Genomic DNA, 18,481 nt, shown 5'->3' on the forward strand with positions numbered 1-18,481 from the left:
GACGCCAATTAGCTTGCCTTCCTCGCCCGCATCGACGACCGTTTCGCCGCGACTTGCCTGGATCTCCTAGTGGCACGCTGATGATGCGCTAAAGGCGTGCTGCGGCCACCTGCTGCGCTCTGGCGCAATGCATCCATCAGGTCAATAACCTCAGCCGAGGGCCGCTCCTTTAGTTTATCGATCTTTTCGCCGCGTTGTTTCCTCTTAATTATCGCTCGCAGGGCCCGCTCGTAGTGATCTTCAAATTGTTCGGGATGAAAGTGACCAGCCTTCATCGCGAGTATTTTCCTCCCTAGCTCAAGCATTTCTTTCGGTACTCTCTCCTCTGGCAGATCAGCGAAATAATCCCTTTCGTCCCGGATTTCATAGGGATATCGCAGCGTCATGCCCAACAGGCCCTTGCCACGCGGCTCAACCGCCATCACATGTTCGCGCGTCGTGAGCACCACCCTGCCGAGCGCTACCATACCCTCTTTCCTGATTGCTTCTCTGATGACCACGTACGCCTGCCGGCCGATTTCTCCCGCCGGGGTCATGTAGTAGGGACAACTCAAATAGAGATCGTCAATCTCGCTTCGTGGCACGAACTGGTCGATCTCGATTGTATGCGTCCCTTCGATCTCGATCGCCTTGAGCTCATCCTCGGTGAGGGCGACATATCGGCCCCTGCCGGCTTCGTAGCCCATGACGATGTCTTGCGGGTCTACCTGCTTACCCGTCTCGGCATCGAGCTTGCAGTATTTGATCCGGTGCCCGGTCTTCTTGTTGATCAGATGAAATCGGACTTTCTCGCGGTCAGAGATCGCCGGAAACAGCTGGATCGGACACGATACTAGCGACACACGCAGATAGCCCTTCCAGTAAGCACGTGGACCCATCAACCTCTCCATTCGCAAATCTATCGTGTGTCAGCTAGTTGCAATGAGTTTCTGACTGGGCTGTCTACTTTGCGACAGGGCCAGACGACGCCCAGGTGACTGGCCAAAGCGCGCGGATCTCCTTCGGCAGAGACTGAACTACGTGGCCGATTTCTCCTGCGGAGACATGGTTCTCAAGGGTCTTGAAGACGGCACGTACAGCATCTTCGCGGTTGACGAGCGCTGTGTTGGGGAGGCGCGTGTCAATCCAGGCTAGGAATTCGTCCCGCGACCGAATCTTTTCCGGCTTCCGGGCCGGACGCCATGCCTCGTAGTAGATGCCACGTATTAGCATCGGGAGTTGTTCGCCGAGATGAGCCGCCTCATCGGTTGTCAAGCGGTCGCGGAGGCAATGCAGCACCACTCGCAACGCTTGATAGGCCTCGTGACGATCAGAGCCTAGCATCTCGCCGATTTCTTTGAGCCACGTGTTCGTTTTGTGAAGCGTTTCGTCAAACACTTCTAGGCCGGTCAAGCTCATGATCACACCTTCCGGATTGAATGCTAACATTCCAAATGCGGGTCGAGCCCGAGTGATCGGTCACGCCCCCCAAAGCTTTAAGATTTTGCGCGCGACCGCCTGAGGCGCCTTGATGGGCGTCAATTCGGAGCATTTGCCCTGACCGTAAGCACTGCGCAGTGACGGCCTTGCAAAGAGTTCTAGGTCTCCCCCGGCTTGCCCGTCTATAAGCGACGCAGTCAACGTTCAATGCGGAACGAGGCTGCACCGATACACAGGTGAATTATTTCTATCCTCAATTGACAAGTATCAGCATTGTCGTTCGGAATTTTGAACCGGGTTGGCTAGGAGTACTTGAGGGGAGTGGACCACAAGCCGCCACTGGGGACCCACTGGAAAGATGCCCATGCGCAACCAAGCTTCGGCGACCGTTGGTTTTGTGCTCGAACTCAACGATGGGACAGCATCTACGCGGCCATCGAAAGAGTGATGATCTAGCCACTGCCAGGACAGTCGATCGCTTCGTACCGCAATCAGGTAAAAAATTCCGCGTTTGAAGCCGCAGGAACGATAGGGCGAAAAGCGGATTGATAGAGGAGCTCGTCTGAAGGAGTTTCCTGATGGATCTGAAAGGCAAGAAGATCGCCATCCTGGCGACCCATGGCTTCGAACAATCCGAACTTGAAGTGCCTCGCGACCGTTTGAAGAAAGCGGGTGCAACCGTCGAGGTGATTTCGTTGGCTACTGGCGAAATCAAGGGGTGGGACATGAAGGACTGGGGTCGGCCGGTGAAGGTCGACAAGTCGCTCGATCAAGTGTCGTCGTCGGACTACGACGCCATCGTGCTACCGGGCGGCCAGATCAATCCCGACCTGCTCCGGGTCGAACCGAAAGCCCTCAAGTTCATTAAGGAGATTTTCGACGCCCAGAAGATCGTCGCCGCGGTCTGCCACGCACCGTGGCTGTTGATCGAGACCGGGATCGCGAAGGGACGGATGATGACGTCCTACAAGTCGATCAAGACCGACGTCATCAATGCCGGTGCGAAATGGAGGACTCCCAGGTCGTAGTCGACCAGGGTGTGATCACCTCGCGGAACCCCGGTGACCTCGAAGCGTTCAGCGCGAAGATCATCGAGGAGGTCAAGGAAGGCCGCCATGTCAGGCGAAACGTAGCCTAGCCACCGTGTGTCGGCCGTTGTGGTGCAATAGCGGCCGAAGCGGGGGCGTCCTCGTCTCGCCGGGGCCGCTTGCGCCTCGCCGTGGAATCGCAGGAGGCACCAATGACAATGGTGCGAAAGATACGAATTCACCGCCATAGCGGGAGCGACTTCGTTCGAGCCAATCAACTGAGCAGTCGCAGCCAGACGTTAGACCCAAACGCGCTGGTTCCAACTCGCGGCCAAAGGCTACAAGCGCACTGCTGTCAACGAGCTGCGAAGTCCTTAACCTGATCGGCGGTGTGGCGGAGAGCGATAGCGGCAAGGCCAGCCTTCACCTTCACGCTGTGCTGGTCTGCGGGTGGCTCGGTGCGCGGTGGTCACTTTCTGTCAGGTTCAGTGCGGCCGACGCTGGAAGTCACGATCAACGAAACAGTCAAGTATATGCGGCGGAAAAAGCGCTCTTTCGCCGAAGACGGCGCCGAACTTTGCTATCGCGCGATGAATAATTAGGATCACTTCTGAAAATGATTGAGCTCGGGCTTTGACGGGATGCGTTGTGTGAGCATGGCAAAATTTGTGAAAAGTTGATCGTTGTCAGCGCGTAGAAACGGGCTGTCAGTTACTGGCGTGGGGAATCCGGCGGAATCTGACTCGGAGACTCCGAACAATGGCAAAGAAGCTCGAAAAATCGCAGTGGAGCGTCTATTTCGATCTCATTTCAAAAGCACTGGGCGGCAAACATGCCGAGATCGAGGTGACGTCGCTTAAGCTCGGTGATCAGGTCGAGGCGCACTGGCTGCCGTTCTTTGGGGTTTCCTATGATCCAAAGGACGACCTAATCTCGCTCGTGCTCGAAGGACACGACCATCTGATCCGCAAACCGAGAGAAATATACATCGAAGGCGAAGGCCTGGAGTTGTCCAGCCTTGAGGTTATCGACGCGGACGGCGTGCGTCAGATCGTCGTCCTCAGAGATCCTCTGATGCTGCCGGCGCCGTCTGCGGTAAGGGCGGGCTGATCTTACACCAATTCAAAGAAATAAACGAATGCTCATGCTTTATGCCGCGATTATCCAATCGGGCGTCTGCTCGCGATGAGAGCCCGGACGCGCTCCAACAGAAGTAGCATATGCTCAGGCGTCATAGTTTTAAACGGCTCTTCGCACAAGCGAAATTTGGAAGGGATGCCGCAGCAACAGCCCGGTTCAGCCGTCGAAAGCGATCGAGGGGCCCTGACAGTGCTGCAAGACGAAGACAGCTCCGACTCAGGCATTCAACTCCACGAATCTGTCAATCGGTCGCAATAGATGATTGGCGGAACGTGTCGCTCGGGAGGGCCGGCGGCGCATTTCCGCGGTATGGCGCCATGGATCATCTCGTGGCCCAGCGCGTTGATCGAAACGCCCGCAACTAAGGAGCAAGCGATGTCCGAGCTAACCGTTTCACGCGAAAAGGTCAGCTTTCTGATCGAAAAAGCGCATGAGTTTGATGTCAAGGACCTGCCGGCCGATGAAGAGTCCGGATCAAATCCTACTGATGATGCTGAAGTCGACGTTTTGCAGGACGATGGTTGCGACGCTGTCGCTGCCGAGCTGGCGAGCTTCATCAGGGCATTGAACGAGGACGAACAGATCGACCTTGTCGCGTTGATGTGGCTCGGACGGGGCGATGGCACGATCGACGAGTGGGAAGATCTGCGTAGCCAGGCGGCCGAACGGCGAAGCGAATACCGCAACCCGCGTTGGGAGACCGTGCGCTACCTGCTCGGCGAACCGCTGTTGGGCGATTTCCTGGCTGAGGGCCTGGACAAGTTCGGAATATCCTGGGGCGATGAGGCGCCCACGCCCTGACGAGCACGATCATGGTGGCCGAGAGGAGCGTCGTGAGATTAGCTCAAGCTGATCGAACAAGCCCTTGGATTGGAAACGCGGAATCCGCGCTGTTGGCCCAGCGGAGCGCGGGAGACCGGAGACCAAATCAGACCCATTAGCGCGTACGTACTATGACAAATCGCACCCGGACATTTTATCGACGAGGCAGGACACTTCGAGAGGTGAGAGTGGAAAGCGCCAATGAACAGCTAATGCGCTCTCGATGTCTTGAAAATCAGAGGCGCGCCCACGCGATCAAAAGGAGACTTGCGCACGCGAAAGTGGAGATAATTTATGTTGTCTGACTATCCGAAGCCGCCTTACCCCAATCAGCACCCGGTTGGACCGCCAAGCTGGACCCGCGTCCGGATCATGGCGAGCACAGCTACAGTGGCACAGGTAAGTTGAAAGGCATGCGGGCCGCCATCACGGGCGGCGACAGCGGCATTGGACGAGCGATGGCAATCGCCTATGCGCGCGAAGGTGGTTCTTATCGCCTATCTAATCGAGCACGAGATGCGCAGGAGGTCAAGGCGTTGGTCGAGAACGAGGGGCGCAAGGCCGTCTTAATCGCCGGCGAGCCCTAGCAGCAGCAGCCCCGATTGACCCCACCCCAGCTACGTATATCTCGACTACCCTTTCGAAGCTCTCGTCATATGAATAGACGTCCAAGAATGAGCCTAGGATCTGATGCACGGCAAAGCCGCGCACTAAGCTCCGAAGCATATCCAAGGCGTCTTCTGCGTGTTGCCCATGCACCCCACATTCGGCGAGAACAGATTTGATGAGGTCGCAAAGTTCTCCGTGGCTTGCCCTCCACTCAGCGCAATCGCTTGTGGACGTTCTCGATCCGGCAGCCCACAAGGCGGGACGCTCCAACGCATATTGTCGCATTTCTCGGGCAACTGACCTAAGAGCATCAAAGGACGTTTTGCCCTCGCGTGCTGTCGTCAGCCTAGCGAGCAGGTCGCGATAGCACTTGATGGCGAAAAATGTCCGCAATTCCGGAATTGTGCAGCGCCTGTCGAAGGAGAAATGTTCTACCTCTGAGGCGAGATCTACTGCAAGCCGCTGATCCCAGGATGCCGACAACGTTTCATCGACGTGGAAGCTACGTTCGCGGTTCATAAATCCAGCCCCACGTTCAGGAGGAAGGCCGGTTGCTTCCGCAGACACGCGACTTCGATCACGTTGCCGCGTGTGCTAGACTCTTCTACATTGCCTTGACACCGGCTTTGGACGGGACGTGAATAAAAGATAGAACTCAGTGAGATCAGCCGGGAGACTTGCCTCAAGTTGTGCGCCGGTGTGCCAAGCGCTCAACACCAAGCAGTTTGTTCGACCACAAACCATCGATCGACCTGCATCTGGCGTAAAGTGGGGTGGAGAAAACTACGCGCTTCGGCTCCGCTAGATTTAAGGGCGGGAACCCCAGCGTTTGCTTGTTCCTATCCTTTTTGTGGAGGACATTGGCTCGCGGGAACGAAACGTTTCCGGGCTCCACTGGCGGTGTTTCTGTCTGCCGAGACGTCTGACGGTGATGCATCGTGGGTCGTCAAATCTGCAGCCTCCGCGTTATTGCGCATTCCGGCGAAAAGCTACTAAGTTTCCTTAGAGTGGACGTGCAACAACGCAGTCTCGAGTTGCGTTTGTTTCTAGCAGATGCTCTGTGATTTCAATCGGCGGCCATGGATCAATTCGTCGGCTGATCTACGGTTAACGAACGGCAAACACGTGGAAACTATCTTCTCGACCTCCTCGGTTCATCCCCGCGACCGATTTGATTATTGGCACAGCCTGGCCTGCAAGAAGATCGTGGGTCATGACTCTGTGCCGGAAAATCGCCTGACATTCCAAGCCGAGATCAAAGCCGCGAAGTTCGGCAACCTGGACTTGGTTGAATTCAGCAACTCACCGATGCAGGTCTCTCACACCTTGGCCCACGTCGAGCGCACCGGCCCCGACACGTTGTTCCTGTGTTACCAATTGTCGGGCCGGGTCCTTATCGTCCAGAACGCGCGCGAGGTTAACCTGGACGCCGGTTCTTTGATGCTGCTTGAGCCGCTGTTGCCTTATGATGCGAAGTTTTCGCCAAACTCGAAAACTCTCCTCATCAAGGTTCCGCGCCGTGAGCTACGCGCACGGATCGGTACAAACCGCGAGTTGATCGGGCGTCGCGTGACTGCCGAGCGGACGGACGATGATCTGGCGCTTTCGGTCGCTGCAAAATTGCCGTCGCTCGCTGGGAGGACAGCTTCCATAACAGAAGAAATGGTCGGCAATCACGTGCTTGACTTACTCGGACTATCCATTGCGAGAACAATTGGGAGCGCTACCGTTCGCGTCTCGAATCCAAAAGCGCTATTGCTGGGCAGATTCGTTCAGTGGTGGAAGCGAGGCTCACCGATCCCGACCTCGACGGACAGAAGGTCGCCGATATCGTTGGAATAAGCGTCCGATACGCCAATGCGCTTCTTGCCGAACAGGACTCCTCACTTCACCGTCTCATTCTGTCCCGACGGCTCTCGCGTTGCCGATTTGCTCTTGAAGACCCCAACCAAGTCCATCGAACCATAGCCGAAATTGCACAGGGATGGGGGTTTTCGGACATGACGCATTTTGGCCGCTGCTTTAAAGGGGCTTATGGGGTTTCACCGCGCGAGTATCAGAAAGCAGCGGCGCAATCCCGGCAAGATGGTCGGCCCTGACCCTGGGCGCGCTTTTCGGGAGGAAATCGTGGCCGACCTCCATCGGCGGTCCGCTTAGAACTGTCGACGTATTTTTGCTTCTGGATTTCAACAGCATTGCAAGCGATGTCAGCGTCACCTTGCCGGCTGGATCTTGGTCGGCTGCCTCGAGCTTCGTCGCGCCGATCGCGCGCGCCTGATCGAAGCGCCGAACGCTGGCGACATTGACCGGGTTATAGCTCTTGCGCACTGCTTGTTGCGGTCGGCCGTCTTGGCCATCTTGTTGGACTGATCCTCGGCCGTGCGGCCGCCGGCGTCGCCGTCGACGGCGCCCGAGCGGCGCTGGGGGATCTCGGTCTTGCCGAACGCGAGCTCGCACACGGATGCAGACATTGGGCTCACAGCTCGCGGTCGCCACCAAGGACATCGCCGAGATGAAGGCGTCGATTTTGTTACAAGTGATCTCTTCGATTCGATCGCCCGAACATGTGATCTGCTGGTATCTAAGGTTCCCTACGCACCGGACACTGCCGCCAAGGCGAGCGATAATTTTTGGAGCGGTGGAATAGACGGTACTGAGCTTCTGCGAAGAGTTGTCGTGGCTCTTCCCACGAGTTGGACGCGGACGGAACAGCCTGCATCAATTCCCTGTTTCCGAATCCTCCGGAACGAAGGTCAGGGATCATTTTAATGCTTGGCTTGGAGGCAATCTCACCGAGTGGGGATGTGCTGGATAACACCTGGCATGTGCCGGGATATCAAGATTTGCTCTCCGAGCAGCCATTCTAAGGTGATATGAGCGCGTGGCGCTTTGGCGTGGTCAGTATGCGTCGATCTCGGATTGGCCGCGGTTGGTGGAAGGAAGTCGCAGGCAATGGCGTGTTCTTTGCAGAAGATAGAAGCTGCAGCGTCATCGCTGATCACGATGCCTACGGGTCATCTGCTGGATTATCGCCGAACAGCCCGTAGCGTGCGCTGTCGAGCACAGCATCGATTTCATCGATCGTCAGAAGAGTTCCTATAGCTGGGCATCAGGCTGCTATTCCGTGGCGGGTCAGTTCGTCACCCTTGCGCCGGCCACGTAAATCCCGTCCCATTGTCGTCCAGTGCAAAGCCCGCGATTGTCAGCGTCTAGCGCTGGGCGCAGGTCTTCTTGACCCAGTCCCGGCTGCGGGCGCCGGTCGGATAGACACTGTTTGCTACCTTCGACACCACGCCCTCGTAGCCGAGCTTGCAAGCATGGGTGAACATCTTGGGGCCGTCGATCGCGAAGCTTTCGCTGAACTGGATGGCGGCGCCGGCAAAGGCCGTCAATAAGGTCGGCAATAGCCGCAAGCGAGTTGAGGGCCGGCTGAGGTCGGCGATGAAGAAGTCGTTAGGAACGGCACCTTCGAAGCGTGGTTAGCAACGTGCCGCTCCCCGGCACAGCGCATTCGCGAATGAAGGTGCCCCGGCTCTTGCCCCCCAAAGACCCGGGGCACATTCGCGATTCATTCCCATGGGGGCCGTAGCTGTGGAGCGGATAAAGCGCAGCTTTTTTCCGCCGGGTACCCGCTAAGCGGGCAGCTCGAAAACCAGACCGCGTCGCGACGCGGGGAAATAGTGGCAACATTACCGCCACTGGATTAACGTGGGTTATTTCCACCCGATGCAAACCGTTGCTAGCCGCGCTGTTATCGTTGGATTAATGCCGGAGTGAGTTATGCCTGCCAAGCCGTGGTCCGAAGAGGACGAGCAACAGTTGCTAAAAATGATACGAGAGACAGCCCTAACGCAGTTGGAGATCGCCCGGAAGCTTGGACGAACGGAGGCTGCGGTAAGCAGTCGGCTTACGATCATCAGAAAGCGGGAGCAGGTTGTCGGCGCCCGAGCAAAGCACCCCCGCGGCGTGCCTGCTCGAGCTGTCATTTCGTCCTCTCGAAGGACGACCGGGAAATAGGAACTAAACGGCCGAGTGCTGGTTCTGGCGGGAAGGTAATCATGGCAACTCGGCCTCGGCGCCCCCCACCGCGCTGGGGCCATTTCGCGAAGAGGCCGCCAACTGAGTGGCCTCCGCTATCGAAAAATATCCTACGCACCCTACAACGACGACCAGCCAGACGAGCGATAAAATTCGATATACGGTATTGGGCAGCACCATTAAGGTTCTTCGGCCTCCTCCGTTACCGAGCCTTCTTATTTGTCATGCTGGCGGACCCGCTGTCCAGCTACACTTCAGGAACAACTGTTGCGGTGACGGGCGGAAAGCCGTTTATCTGATCGCTCTCTTCATCAATTTCATCCATTCGAGAACCTTGCCAACAAGCTGCCTTCAGCTCTCGGCGGCGAGTCAGTTCGGGCAGAGAGCCGAACCTTTCAGCTTTTTGCGCGCCATCAATCTCGCACCGCCGTCAAGTCTGTCGACCTAGATTATCTTTCAAGCTTCAGTTACTGAGATGATGACCTTGAGAGCGTTCGTCTTGGCCGCCTCGCCGAACGTCGCATAGGCGTCCATGATATTGTCGAGCTTGAAGTGGTGCGTGATCAGTCGCTTGGGATCGATCTTGTTTGATTGTACAGTCTTAAGCAGCATCGCCGTTGTGACGGTATCGACGAGTCTTGTCGTGATCGCGACGTTACGGTCCCAGAGGCGTTCTAGATGCAGATCTACCTTGACGCCATGGACGCCGATGTTAGCGATGACACCACCAGGCGCCACGATGTCCTCGCAAGTGACAAAGCTCGAGGGAAGGCCGACGGCTTCGATCGCGGTATCGACGCCACGACCGTCGGTCATCTTCATGATTTTCTCGACTGCCTTGCCGTCCCTATTGTTTATTGTTGTGGTCGCACCGAAGCGGGACGACATTTCGAGCCGGTTGTCGTCAAAGTCGATCATTATGAGTTCCGACGGTGAGTAGAATTGAGCCGTCAGCAACGCCGCAAGCCCGATCGGGCCGGCTCCGACGATCGCGATGGTCGCGCCGGGTTGAACCTTGCCGTTGAGCACGCCGCATTCGAACCCGGTGGGCAGGATATCGCTCAGCATTACTGATGCTTCCTCATCCGCTCCGGCGGGGATGCGGTATAGGCTGGTTTCGGCAAAGGGAATGCGGACATACTCGGCCTGGGTGCCGTCAGTCGTGTTGCCGAGGATCCAGCCCCCGTTGACACAATGCGAGTACATTCCGCGGCGGCAATAGTCGCATTTTGCGCAGGACGAGATGCAGGACACGATCACGCGGTCGCCGGCCCGAAAGGCGGTGACGGCGGCGCCGACTTCTTCGATGACGCCGGTACCTTCGTGGCCAAGGATACGGCCTGGTGTACAGGTCGGCACGTCGCCTTTGAGGATATGCAAATCTGTTCCGCAAATCGTCGTCCTGACGATCTTGACGATAGCGTCCGTTGGCGCGGCAATCTTCGGCTTTGGGCGATCCTCAAGCGCCTTCTTTCCGGGGCCTTGGTATACCAGCGCTTTCATAACCATTCTCCTACGTTCGATTTTGCCAATCGAGTGAATCGTCTCGAGCATCAGGCGATGCCCCAGTGTCACCGGTGCTATCCTCCCACGCTGCGCCTAGGCATAGTCGCGTTTCATTGCAGAGAGCAGGCGAGCGGTCAGAACCGCGCCGGGCGCTCCGATCGGACAGCCGTGGGCAACGGCACCGCACTCGACCTTGATGACTGAGCGAGTCCAAGCTGCCGGTCAGGGCGATGGTGATCGATGCAGAGGCCTCATCTCGATGCGTCCAATCTCGCCAACCCGATCAGGCGCCTGCCGGACGACAAGATGGAGCCGAGCCCCAACATGCGTAGCGAAAACTATGACAGTTACTTCCTAGTTCCCTTGATAACCATCAATCGCCCGTATTATTCGGCGAGCAGGGGCAACTGGGAATATATGCTTGTTCATCACAGGTGTAGGATTGCGACCCGACCGCGCCCGAGCCGATCGACGTCACTGTCGACGGAAGACGCATCAAGCCTGCGCCGATTACTTCGAGGCGCTCGTGAGAGGACCTGTTCATTGACGATGGTCAATGCCTGAAGCCGTTGCGGAGTTCATGATTCCTTGTGATGCCAGCAGCGAAGGAAGTTTCTATGCGGCTCGGGAAAATATGCATCGCTCTTGCGATACTACCCGGCCCGCCCGCTTCCGCCCAGGCCGGCCGGTCCGGGTTTTGTCCTGTAAAGCATGCGGAGATTGTATCCGCATGAAGCCTGCTCAGACATTTTGATGTTCTCGATTGTTAAGTCCCGGAACGCCAGCAAACATTGCGAACCGGCGCTCACGCGATCGACAAACAATGTACTACTGGTGTTGGGGCATCGGTTGACGGTCTTTGGAACGCAGGTTGATCATGAAAGTCGGAATTGTTGGAGCAGGTAGGGTAGGGTGTTCCTGTGCTCTTGCCATGGTGGTACGGGGGAGTGCCCGGACAATTGTGATCGTGGACCGAACGTCTAAGCGGGCGAGGGCGGTCGCCACCGATCTTCGTTACGGAGCGCCGCTCGGCCCAAAGACCACCATTGTCGATGGCGACTATGAAGAGCTTGCCGATTCTCAGCTGGTCATGATTGCCGCAGGCATCAATGAAAAGGCGGGGGGCGCCACCGACCGCAGCGATTCCCAGGGCAGGTTGCGGTTGCTTGACAAGAATGCTGAAATCTACCGCGAGATCGTTCCGCGCATTGTGCACGCCGCGCCTAGCGCGGTGATATTGGTCGTGACCGATCCGCCGGATCCGCTCGCCGATATTGCGCGCGCAAGCGTATGCCATGATCGCGTGCTAAGTACCGGTACGTTTTTGGATTCCTTGCGTTTCCGCGTTCATCTGGCGGCGCATTTCGGCGTCGATGCCAATCATGTAGAGGCGCAGGTGGTCGGCGAACATGGGACCTCGCAGGTATTCCTCTGGTCAACCGCCCGGATCGCCGGCGTGCCGGTCGGCGAACTCGTCGGACTTCGTGGCCGAGTGCCTCACAGTTTACGCAGGCAGATCGAGGCAGACGTTCGTTACGCGAATATCTCTATCATCGAAGGCAACGATGCGAGCCAGTTTGGCATTGGTATCGTTGCGGCGCGGATCGCGGAAATTGTTCTTCGCGATGAACGAGCGGTGATTCCGATCGGCAGCTATAACGGCAAATTTCGCGTTACTCTCTCACTTCCAAGCGTCGTCGGGCGCGAGGGAGTGCTTCGGATTTTCGAACCCGAGATGTCCGTCGAGGAGCAGCGGGCGCTGGAACTGGGCGCGGCTAACTTAAGGAGGTCGCTAGGTCGTCGGTAGACGGAAAGCATTTTGTCGGGCTGCAGCGCCGGACGCGAAATGCGCCCGGCGTGCCAGAGCTGATTGATAATCAATCCGTCAGCCTGGTCCGCCGCTCTCGTGACCTCACGCCGTGCCTCCTGCTTGCGGCGTGGATGCCGGGGGCCAGGTTGGCCTTGCATCGACAGTTGCTTGTAGTAGCAGGCCGCGAGGGCACGTTGCCGGTTGACGCGCCCGCGAGCGCGTCAACGACGCCATGACCATTCGATGCGGCAGCCTGAAAAGGACCCAGCCGGTACGGCAGGAACAGCGTGTTGGTGTCCGCCGTCTGCCTGACGCGAGGGCTGCCGCAACGATGGTGGCTTCGTCTATGTTTCCCTCCTTTCGAGGATGAAGAGACCCGCGGGATGGTGACCCGCGCTGAAGTCCACACACGCAACAAAGATGTCGCAACTTCGAAGAATTGCTCCGTGACAAAGATCAATTTCGTGTCCGTGCGAGAAGATCGCGCGAAACTGACGACCGTCAAGGGGGAGGCTGGCCTGCGCACGGTATCGTGCGGCGAGGAGACGCTGCCTATGATTATCGCCGCCGTGCAATCGAACCAGCCGCGCGCCAGCCATGTTATGCGCATGGCGAGATTCGAGCGATTTTTTCGGATCGTAGCCAGCGTCGATGTCGACAAGCAGGACATCAAGCGCTACAGCAATTTTATCAACCAAAAACTTTATGATTTCCTGCCGCGGGCCCAGGCGGTCGCCAAGGCGAACGGCGGCGTGATCCTGGAGCCATTCGACCTGCCGGTCACCAGGGGATTGCAGGAATGCATCCATGAATTCGTGAGACTCGACGAAGAGATCGAGCCGCGGCTGATCCTCGACCGCGTCGCCACGCGCCCGCCGATTGATCTTGCTTACGGAGAGGATCGAGGCTCGCCTACCGGACATCGTGGGAGGTCTGAGTGTCGCGCTCGCGCATACGTTCAACATCATCGCCCCCGGGTTGTAGAATCGATCGAACGAGCACTGGCGGAAGTGTTTTCGTATTTTCGACTTGCTGCCGTAGCTGCGCGAACAGCCGAGTAGCCAAACATCGCGACGGCTGTCGCGAGCGAGGAGAGAGCGATGATCAGGGATGTAATGGTGTGGCTGGACGGCGGCGCCTCCGACGAAATTCGTCTGGCAGCTGTCGCCGACATGACCCGCCAGCTGGAGACCCGCGTGGTCATCGGGTTGTATCTCAACGTTCTGCCTTTGCCGGGGCCGATCGAGGGCGACGTCACCGCCACAATCGTCGAGCATGCGCGCCAAACTGGCAATGCGGTGGAGGAGGCACTAGCCAAGCGGCTGCGAATGCTGGATCGGATGGTCGAGGTCCGGCGCCTCGATGTCTTGTCCGATGACGTAGCCAAAATTGCCGCGCGAGAGGCGCGCTCCGCCGACACCTTCGTGGCACTTCGTCCCAATGGCGCGATGGATCCGGAACAGCTCGTCGAAGGCGTGCTGTTCGGCTCTGGCAGGAATGTCTATCTCGTTCCCGAGACGGAGCGGCCGAGGATCGCCTTCGATCGCATTATGGTCGCTTGGAACGGGAGCCGGGAAGCGGCTCGTGCGCTTGCCGAAGCGATGCCGTTTCTTCACAAGGCGGAAAGTGTGTCGGTCATCGTTGCGACTGGCGAAAAGCCTACCGAGGAGGAGGCGGTGATGGGGATCGATGCCGTTAATCATCTTCGGCATCATGGAATCAAGGCCAGTCTGCATCGCATCAAGTGCCGCTCAAGCGAAGTCGGGCCGCAATTGATGGCTGAGGCCGAGCGCCGGAAGGCGAACCTTATCGTTATGGGCGGATATGGTCACATGCGCCTGCGCGAGCGGCTGCTCGGCGGGGTGACCTACAGCCTGTTGCACGAAGCGCCTATCCCGCTGCTGATGGCGCATTAGGACACGTCGCACCTTGCCCCGACAGCGAGATTGCAGATGCCGACGATTGATAGCCGCCGCGAGCAGATGTTTCCCAAGCTTGCGCCGCATGAAATCGACCGTCTTCGCCGCTTCGGCGCGGTGCGGAACTACCGTGCCGGCGAAGCGCTGTTCGTGACCGGAGAAGTCGCCCCGGGCATGTGTGTGCTGATCAAGGGCTCGGTGCGCGTCGTCAGGCGCGATCCGCTAGGCCATTGCGCGCCGATTGTGGAGCAGGGACCCGGTGAATTCGTCGCCGAAGTGGGACAATTGTCAGGCCAGCCCGCTTTTGTCGACGTTCACGCCATCGACGATGTCCAAGCCCTCTTGATCCCGCCGGAGAATCTACGTGCGTTGATGATTGGGGAGCCCGAACTCGGCGAACGGATCATGCAGGCTTTGATCCTCCGCCGCATTGCGCTGGTGGAGGCAGGCGCCGGTGGTCCAGTCCTAATCGGCCCCGAATCGAGCCCAGACGTTGTGCGCCTGCAAGGCTTTCTCGCCCGCAATGCGTATCCACATCAAGTGCTCGATCCAGCAAAGGACCCCGACGCGGCGAAGCTTGTCCAGCAGTATGCACCAAATCCGGCCGACCTGCCGCTTGCGGTGTGTCCGAAAGGAACAATCCTGAAAAATCCGAGCGAAGCAGAGCTGGCGCGCGCGCTTGGAATGGTGCCGATCGACGACGAGAGCCGAACCTATGATGTCGCAGTCGTTGGCGCTGGCCCGGCGGGCCTTTCGACGGCGGTGTATGCCGCATCAGAGGGCTTGTCGGTCGTCGTCTTCGACGCCCGTGCCTTCGGCGGGCAAGCCGGGGCCAGCGCGCGGATCGAGAACTATCTCGGTTTTCCCGCCGGCATATCCGGCCAAGCACTCACCGGCCGCGCCTACGTCCAGGCGCAGAAATTTGGCGCGCGGATGGTGATCCCTGCGGGGATCTCGCGGCTCGATTCGAGGGAATCGCCGTTCACGCTGCACCTGGAGGATCGGCGGTGTGTGAGGGCCTCGACGGTTGTGGTTGCGAGCGGCGCCCGCTACCGCCGCCTCAACGTGCCGAATCTGCCGAGTTTCGAGGGACGCGGCGTTTGGTATTGGGCTTCGCCGATCGAGGCACGCCTGTGTCGGGGCGAGGAGATCGTCCTGGTCGGAGGCGGAAATTCAGCGGGCCAAGCCGCCGTATTCCTGCGCAACTTCGCAAAAAAAATCTGGATGCTGGTTCGTGGACCAAGCATCACGGAGAGCATGTCGCGTTACCTGATCGACCGTATCGCGAATCTCGATAATATCGAGGTGCTGACTCACACTGAGGTGGTCGCGCTTTATGGCAGCCGGGAAGGGCAATTGGAGCGCGTACGCTGGCGCAACAGCTCGACCGGCGAGGAAACCGAGAAGCCAATCCGCCACCTCTTCCTCTTCATTGGCGCGGAGCCGGCAACGGCTTGGCTTAAGGGCGCCGGGATCGCGTTGGACAGCAAGAATTTTGTACTGACTGGATGGGACACTCCCTCCACCATCCGCTCGAAGGGTGGCGTTGGCCGTCCGTTGCTACTCGAGACCAGCGTAGACGGTGTATTCGCCGCCGGCGACGTGCGATCTGGGTCGGTCAAGCGCGTGGGTGCTGCGATCGGTGAGGGTGCCGTCGTCGGGGCGGAGCTACACATTGCGCTTGCCAACGGCCAAGTGCGAGACAAGAGTGAACAACGCGCCAGTCAAGACTCGCGCGAAACCGAAAACGCACTTGCAGTCCCATCACAGCAGTGAGCAGCGGCGATGCCGAGATGTATCACGGCCACGACTTGCGAAGTTGACCATTGCCAAGGTCGGCAGGGGTGGACTGGATACGATCCCGTTCGGACATCGCGCTGCTGCCGCGGCTTTGACTAGCTTTTCGAATGCGATCATGAAAACCACCGTACCCGGCCGTTTCGCGATTTCAAACAAGCCACGAGTATCTTGACGGCGGTCAAGGGTCAGCTCGGCGGTTTGCGGCATCATCGTTCGGGTCAAGGAACCCAGCGGAGAAAATCCATGTGCGACTACAGCCTACATGCCGTTACGTCACGCCCCGCAAAGGTGGGAGAGAGTTTGGTGTCGACCAGCTTTCGCGGCACATCGACCCGCGGCTTTGCCACCAAGGACGAACCCACCGTCGCCGTTTGTCTGCTGCCGGGCACCGAGCTCGCATTCGAGCAGGACGTGAGATACAATCGCAACTGGTTGTTGACCAAGAGCGCCGGCTTCCGTGTCGCCCAATTCTGCGTGATCAAACCGAAAACGCCGGGGCAGCACCACGATGCCCTGCTGTTTCCCGACGGCACCATCGTTCTTGTGAATCTCCTGTCGGAAGGACAGCATGCTCGGGTGCTTCAATTGCCAGCTGTCTGGCTGAGAAAGAAGAGCGGCGATCACGCTGGGCTCGCCCCCGTCTACTCGGCCGAGCAGGATGACCGCGTTGAGATCGAACCTGCTCAACAGGCATCATAGGTCCGGCCGGATAATTGGTGCTGCTCCCGTCCTCAGGGGCGCAGAGGGCGACGCGATATCTCGTCAAGCGTTCGTGAGAAACGTCCAGGCCCGCCCGAAGCCGCAGTCCTGCGCCCTTGTCATCTTCGGTGTCACAGGAGACCTGACCAAACGGCTGGTGATTCCTTCGCTTTATAATCTTGCGGCAGCCGAACTGTTGCCGGAAAGATCTGCGTCGTCGGCGTCGCGCGCTGCGGCATATCGAACGAAGCGTTGCGCGAGAGCCTAATGAAGGGTCTGCATCAGTTCGCGACCCGCCCCGTGGAAGACGCGGTCGCGAATCGCCTTCTGGAATGCATCACCTCGGTCGTGGCCGATCCCGGCGACGGCCCTTCTTACGATCGTCTCAAGGAGCAGCTTGAACGGTTGGAAGCCGCGCGCGGCACCGGGGGCAATCGGCTGTTTTATTTGGCGACACCGCCTGATGCCTTCGCGCCGATCGTGCGCCAACTCGGCCGTCTCGGCTTGTTGAAGGAGGACCCCGGCGCCTGGCGGCGGGTCGTGATCGAAAAGCCGTTTGGGACCGATCTGGCATCGGCGCGCGCGCTGAATGCGGAATTGTTGAGCATCCTCGGCGAACACCAGATCTACCGAATCGATCACTACCTTGGCAAAGAGACCGTCCAGAACATCCTGGTGCTGCGCTTCGCCAACGGAATGTTCGAGCCGATCTGGAACCGCCATCACATCGATCACGTGCAGATCATCGTGGATGAGCAGCTCGGTGTTGGCCATCGCGGTAGCTTTTATGACGCGACCGGCGCGCTTCGCGACATGGTGCCGAACCATCTGTTTCAGCTGTTATCGCTGGTCGCTATGGAGCCGCCGAGACATTTCGATGCCCATAACGTGCGTTCGGAAAAGGACGGAGTGCTGTCGGCGATCCACTGTCAGAGCGAAGAGGAGGCGCTGAAAAACTCCGTGCGCGGCCAGTACACTGCCGGGAAAATCGGCGACACGGAGATTCCTGATTACCGAAATACCCCGGACGTCCGGCCGGACAGCGCTACGGAGACTTACGTTGCGATGAAACTGAATATTGACAACTGGCGCTGGGCCGGGTCCCCTTCTATTTGCGCACCGGAAAGGCGCTCGCCATGAAGCGCACGGAAGTGGCGATCAAATTCCGCGAGGCGCCGTTTGCGATGTTTCGATGCACGCCCATCGAGCAACTGGCTGAGACTATTTCGTCATCGGCGTCGAGCCGAGTGAAGGCATCACGCTGCAGTTCAACACCAAGGTGCCGGGGCCAGTGATCAGGATCGACGGCGTGCAAATGAAGTTTCTCTATAAGGACTACTTCAAGTCCGAGCCTGCGACGGGATATGAGACCTTGATTTACGATTGCATGATTGGCGACAACATTCTGTTCCAACGCGCCGACGGCGTGGAGGCTGGCTGGCGCGCGGTTCAGCCGCTCCTCGACGCCTGGAAACGAGTGGGCAGCAAGGGGTTGGAATTCTATCCTGCGGGCAGTGAGGGCCCTCCGGGCGCGTTTGAACTTTTGAAGCGCGATGGCCGAAGCTGGCGGAAGCTCTGACAGCGATGCGCTCGGGGAAACAGCCGCCGAGAGATTGTGGGCCTGGATTCAGTGTCGACCGCGATACTGTGGAATCGGCTCACTTATCGCTTATCAAGGGTTGTGAGCACCG

Annotated in this window: 15 protein-coding genes and 4 pseudogenes; 12 read left to right on the forward strand and 7 right to left on the reverse strand. The window is 58.4% G+C overall.

The features are described from left to right. Window positions 1–8: 8 nt before the first annotated feature. Together ACSKB9_RS35625 and ACSKB9_RS35630 are read right to left on the reverse strand one after the other, a co-directional pair. On the reverse strand, window positions 9–878 hold the full coding sequence (locus ACSKB9_RS35625) for a Ku protein (RefSeq protein ID WP_438079034.1): 870 nt from the start codon (window positions 876–878) through the stop codon (window positions 9–11). Between the two features lie 64 nt (window positions 879–942). Next, entirely contained in the window at window positions 943–1,398 is a 456-nt protein-coding gene (locus tag ACSKB9_RS35630) for a DUF2267 domain-containing protein (RefSeq protein WP_438079036.1), read from the reverse strand. 599 nt (window positions 1,399–1,997) lie between these two features. Here ACSKB9_RS35630 and ACSKB9_RS35635 point away from each other — a divergent pair. The 4 genes and pseudogenes from ACSKB9_RS35635 to ACSKB9_RS35650 all read left to right on the forward strand — a co-directional run. Then, window positions 1,998–2,557: pseudogene (locus ACSKB9_RS35635) on the forward strand (type 1 glutamine amidotransferase domain-containing protein). Between the two features lie 649 nt (window positions 2,558–3,206). Continuing rightward, window positions 3,207–3,557 carry a DUF5335 domain-containing protein gene (locus ACSKB9_RS35640; protein WP_283089973.1) on the forward strand — a complete coding sequence of 117 codons (351 nt, stop codon included), beginning with the start codon at window positions 3,207–3,209 and terminating at the stop codon, window positions 3,555–3,557. Between the two features lie 405 nt (window positions 3,558–3,962). Beyond that, window positions 3,963–4,388 carry a DUF3775 domain-containing protein gene (locus ACSKB9_RS35645; RefSeq protein WP_225645966.1) on the forward strand — a complete coding sequence of 142 codons (426 nt, stop codon included), beginning with the start codon at window positions 3,963–3,965 and terminating at the stop codon, window positions 4,386–4,388. A 318-nt stretch (window positions 4,389–4,706) separates the two neighbouring features. Further along, a pseudogene (locus ACSKB9_RS35650) lies at window positions 4,707–4,990 on the forward strand (SDR family NAD(P)-dependent oxidoreductase); the annotation flags it as partial. Here the strand turns inward: ACSKB9_RS35650 and ACSKB9_RS35655 are convergent. Continuing rightward, window positions 4,938–5,537, reverse strand: a complete 600-nt coding sequence (locus ACSKB9_RS35655) for a TetR-like C-terminal domain-containing protein (protein WP_438079038.1) — start codon at window positions 5,535–5,537, stop codon at window positions 4,938–4,940. The pseudogene ACSKB9_RS35650 and the gene ACSKB9_RS35655 sit on opposite strands and share 53 nt — an antisense overlap. 606 nt (window positions 5,538–6,143) lie before the next feature. On the opposite strand from ACSKB9_RS35655, the gene ACSKB9_RS35660 reads away from it, so the two are divergent. Together ACSKB9_RS35660 and ACSKB9_RS35665 are read left to right on the forward strand one after the other, a co-directional pair. Beyond that, a complete protein-coding gene (locus ACSKB9_RS35660) occupies window positions 6,144–6,860 on the forward strand; it encodes a cupin domain-containing protein (protein WP_438079040.1) in 717 nt (238 codons plus the stop codon). After that, window positions 6,797–7,117, forward strand: a complete 321-nt coding sequence (locus tag ACSKB9_RS35665; RefSeq protein WP_438080544.1) for a helix-turn-helix domain-containing protein — start codon at window positions 6,797–6,799, stop codon at window positions 7,115–7,117. Before ACSKB9_RS35660 ends, ACSKB9_RS35665 begins: the two co-directional genes overlap by 64 nt. Here the strand turns inward: ACSKB9_RS35665 and ACSKB9_RS35670 are convergent. The 4 genes and pseudogenes from ACSKB9_RS35670 to ACSKB9_RS35685 form a co-directional block, all read right to left on the reverse strand. After that, window positions 7,041–7,346, reverse strand: coding sequence for a hypothetical protein (locus ACSKB9_RS35670; protein ID WP_438080666.1), 306 nt, complete (start codon window positions 7,344–7,346; stop codon window positions 7,041–7,043). The two genes, ACSKB9_RS35665 and ACSKB9_RS35670, sit on opposite strands and share 77 nt — an antisense overlap. After that, window positions 7,232–7,489 (reverse strand): hypothetical protein, encoded by a 258-nt coding sequence (locus tag ACSKB9_RS35675; protein ID WP_438079042.1) that lies wholly within the window; start codon window positions 7,487–7,489, stop codon window positions 7,232–7,234. The genes ACSKB9_RS35670 and ACSKB9_RS35675 overlap by 115 nt, the downstream gene beginning before the upstream one ends. A 650-nt stretch (window positions 7,490–8,139) precedes the next feature. Then, window positions 8,140–8,398 (reverse strand): annotated as a pseudogene (locus tag ACSKB9_RS35680) (DNA ligase); the annotation flags it as partial. Between the two features lie 1,114 nt (window positions 8,399–9,512). Beyond that, a complete protein-coding gene (locus ACSKB9_RS35685; protein WP_253587574.1) occupies window positions 9,513–10,559 on the reverse strand; it encodes a zinc-dependent alcohol dehydrogenase family protein in 1,047 nt (348 codons plus the stop codon). Window positions 10,560–11,439: 880 nt separating this feature from the next. On the opposite strand from ACSKB9_RS35685, the gene ACSKB9_RS35690 reads away from it, so the two are divergent. The 6 genes and pseudogenes from ACSKB9_RS35690 to zwf all read left to right on the forward strand — a co-directional run bounded on the left by ACSKB9_RS35690 (window position 11,440) and on the right by zwf (window position 18,369). Continuing rightward, window positions 11,440–12,369, forward strand: coding sequence for a lactate/malate family dehydrogenase (locus ACSKB9_RS35690; RefSeq protein WP_301322233.1), 930 nt, complete (start codon window positions 11,440–11,442; stop codon window positions 12,367–12,369). 449 nt (window positions 12,370–12,818) lie between these two features. After that, entirely contained in the window at window positions 12,819–13,433 is a 615-nt protein-coding gene (locus ACSKB9_RS35695) for a DUF1931 family protein (protein WP_438079044.1), read from the forward strand. A 39-nt stretch (window positions 13,434–13,472) separates the two neighbouring features. Then, window positions 13,473–14,288, forward strand: coding sequence for a universal stress protein (locus ACSKB9_RS35700; RefSeq protein WP_283089980.1), 816 nt, complete (start codon window positions 13,473–13,475; stop codon window positions 14,286–14,288). 36 nt (window positions 14,289–14,324) lie between these two features. Next, window positions 14,325–16,067, forward strand: a complete 1,743-nt coding sequence (locus tag ACSKB9_RS35705) for an FAD-dependent oxidoreductase (RefSeq protein WP_438079046.1) — start codon at window positions 14,325–14,327, stop codon at window positions 16,065–16,067. Window positions 16,068–16,334: 267 nt separating this feature from the next. After that, window positions 16,335–16,790 carry a hypothetical protein gene (locus tag ACSKB9_RS35710; protein WP_438079047.1) on the forward strand — a complete coding sequence of 152 codons (456 nt, stop codon included), beginning with the start codon at window positions 16,335–16,337 and terminating at the stop codon, window positions 16,788–16,790. Between the two features lie 73 nt (window positions 16,791–16,863). Next, window positions 16,864–18,369, forward strand: a pseudogene (zwf, locus tag ACSKB9_RS35715) (glucose-6-phosphate dehydrogenase). The last annotated feature ends 112 nt before the right edge of the window (window positions 18,370–18,481 follow it).

The organism is Bradyrhizobium sp. BR 1433 (genome assembly GCF_051547665.1).
GTDB classification, from domain to species: Bacteria; Pseudomonadota; Alphaproteobacteria; order Rhizobiales; family Xanthobacteraceae; genus Bradyrhizobium; species Bradyrhizobium australafricanum.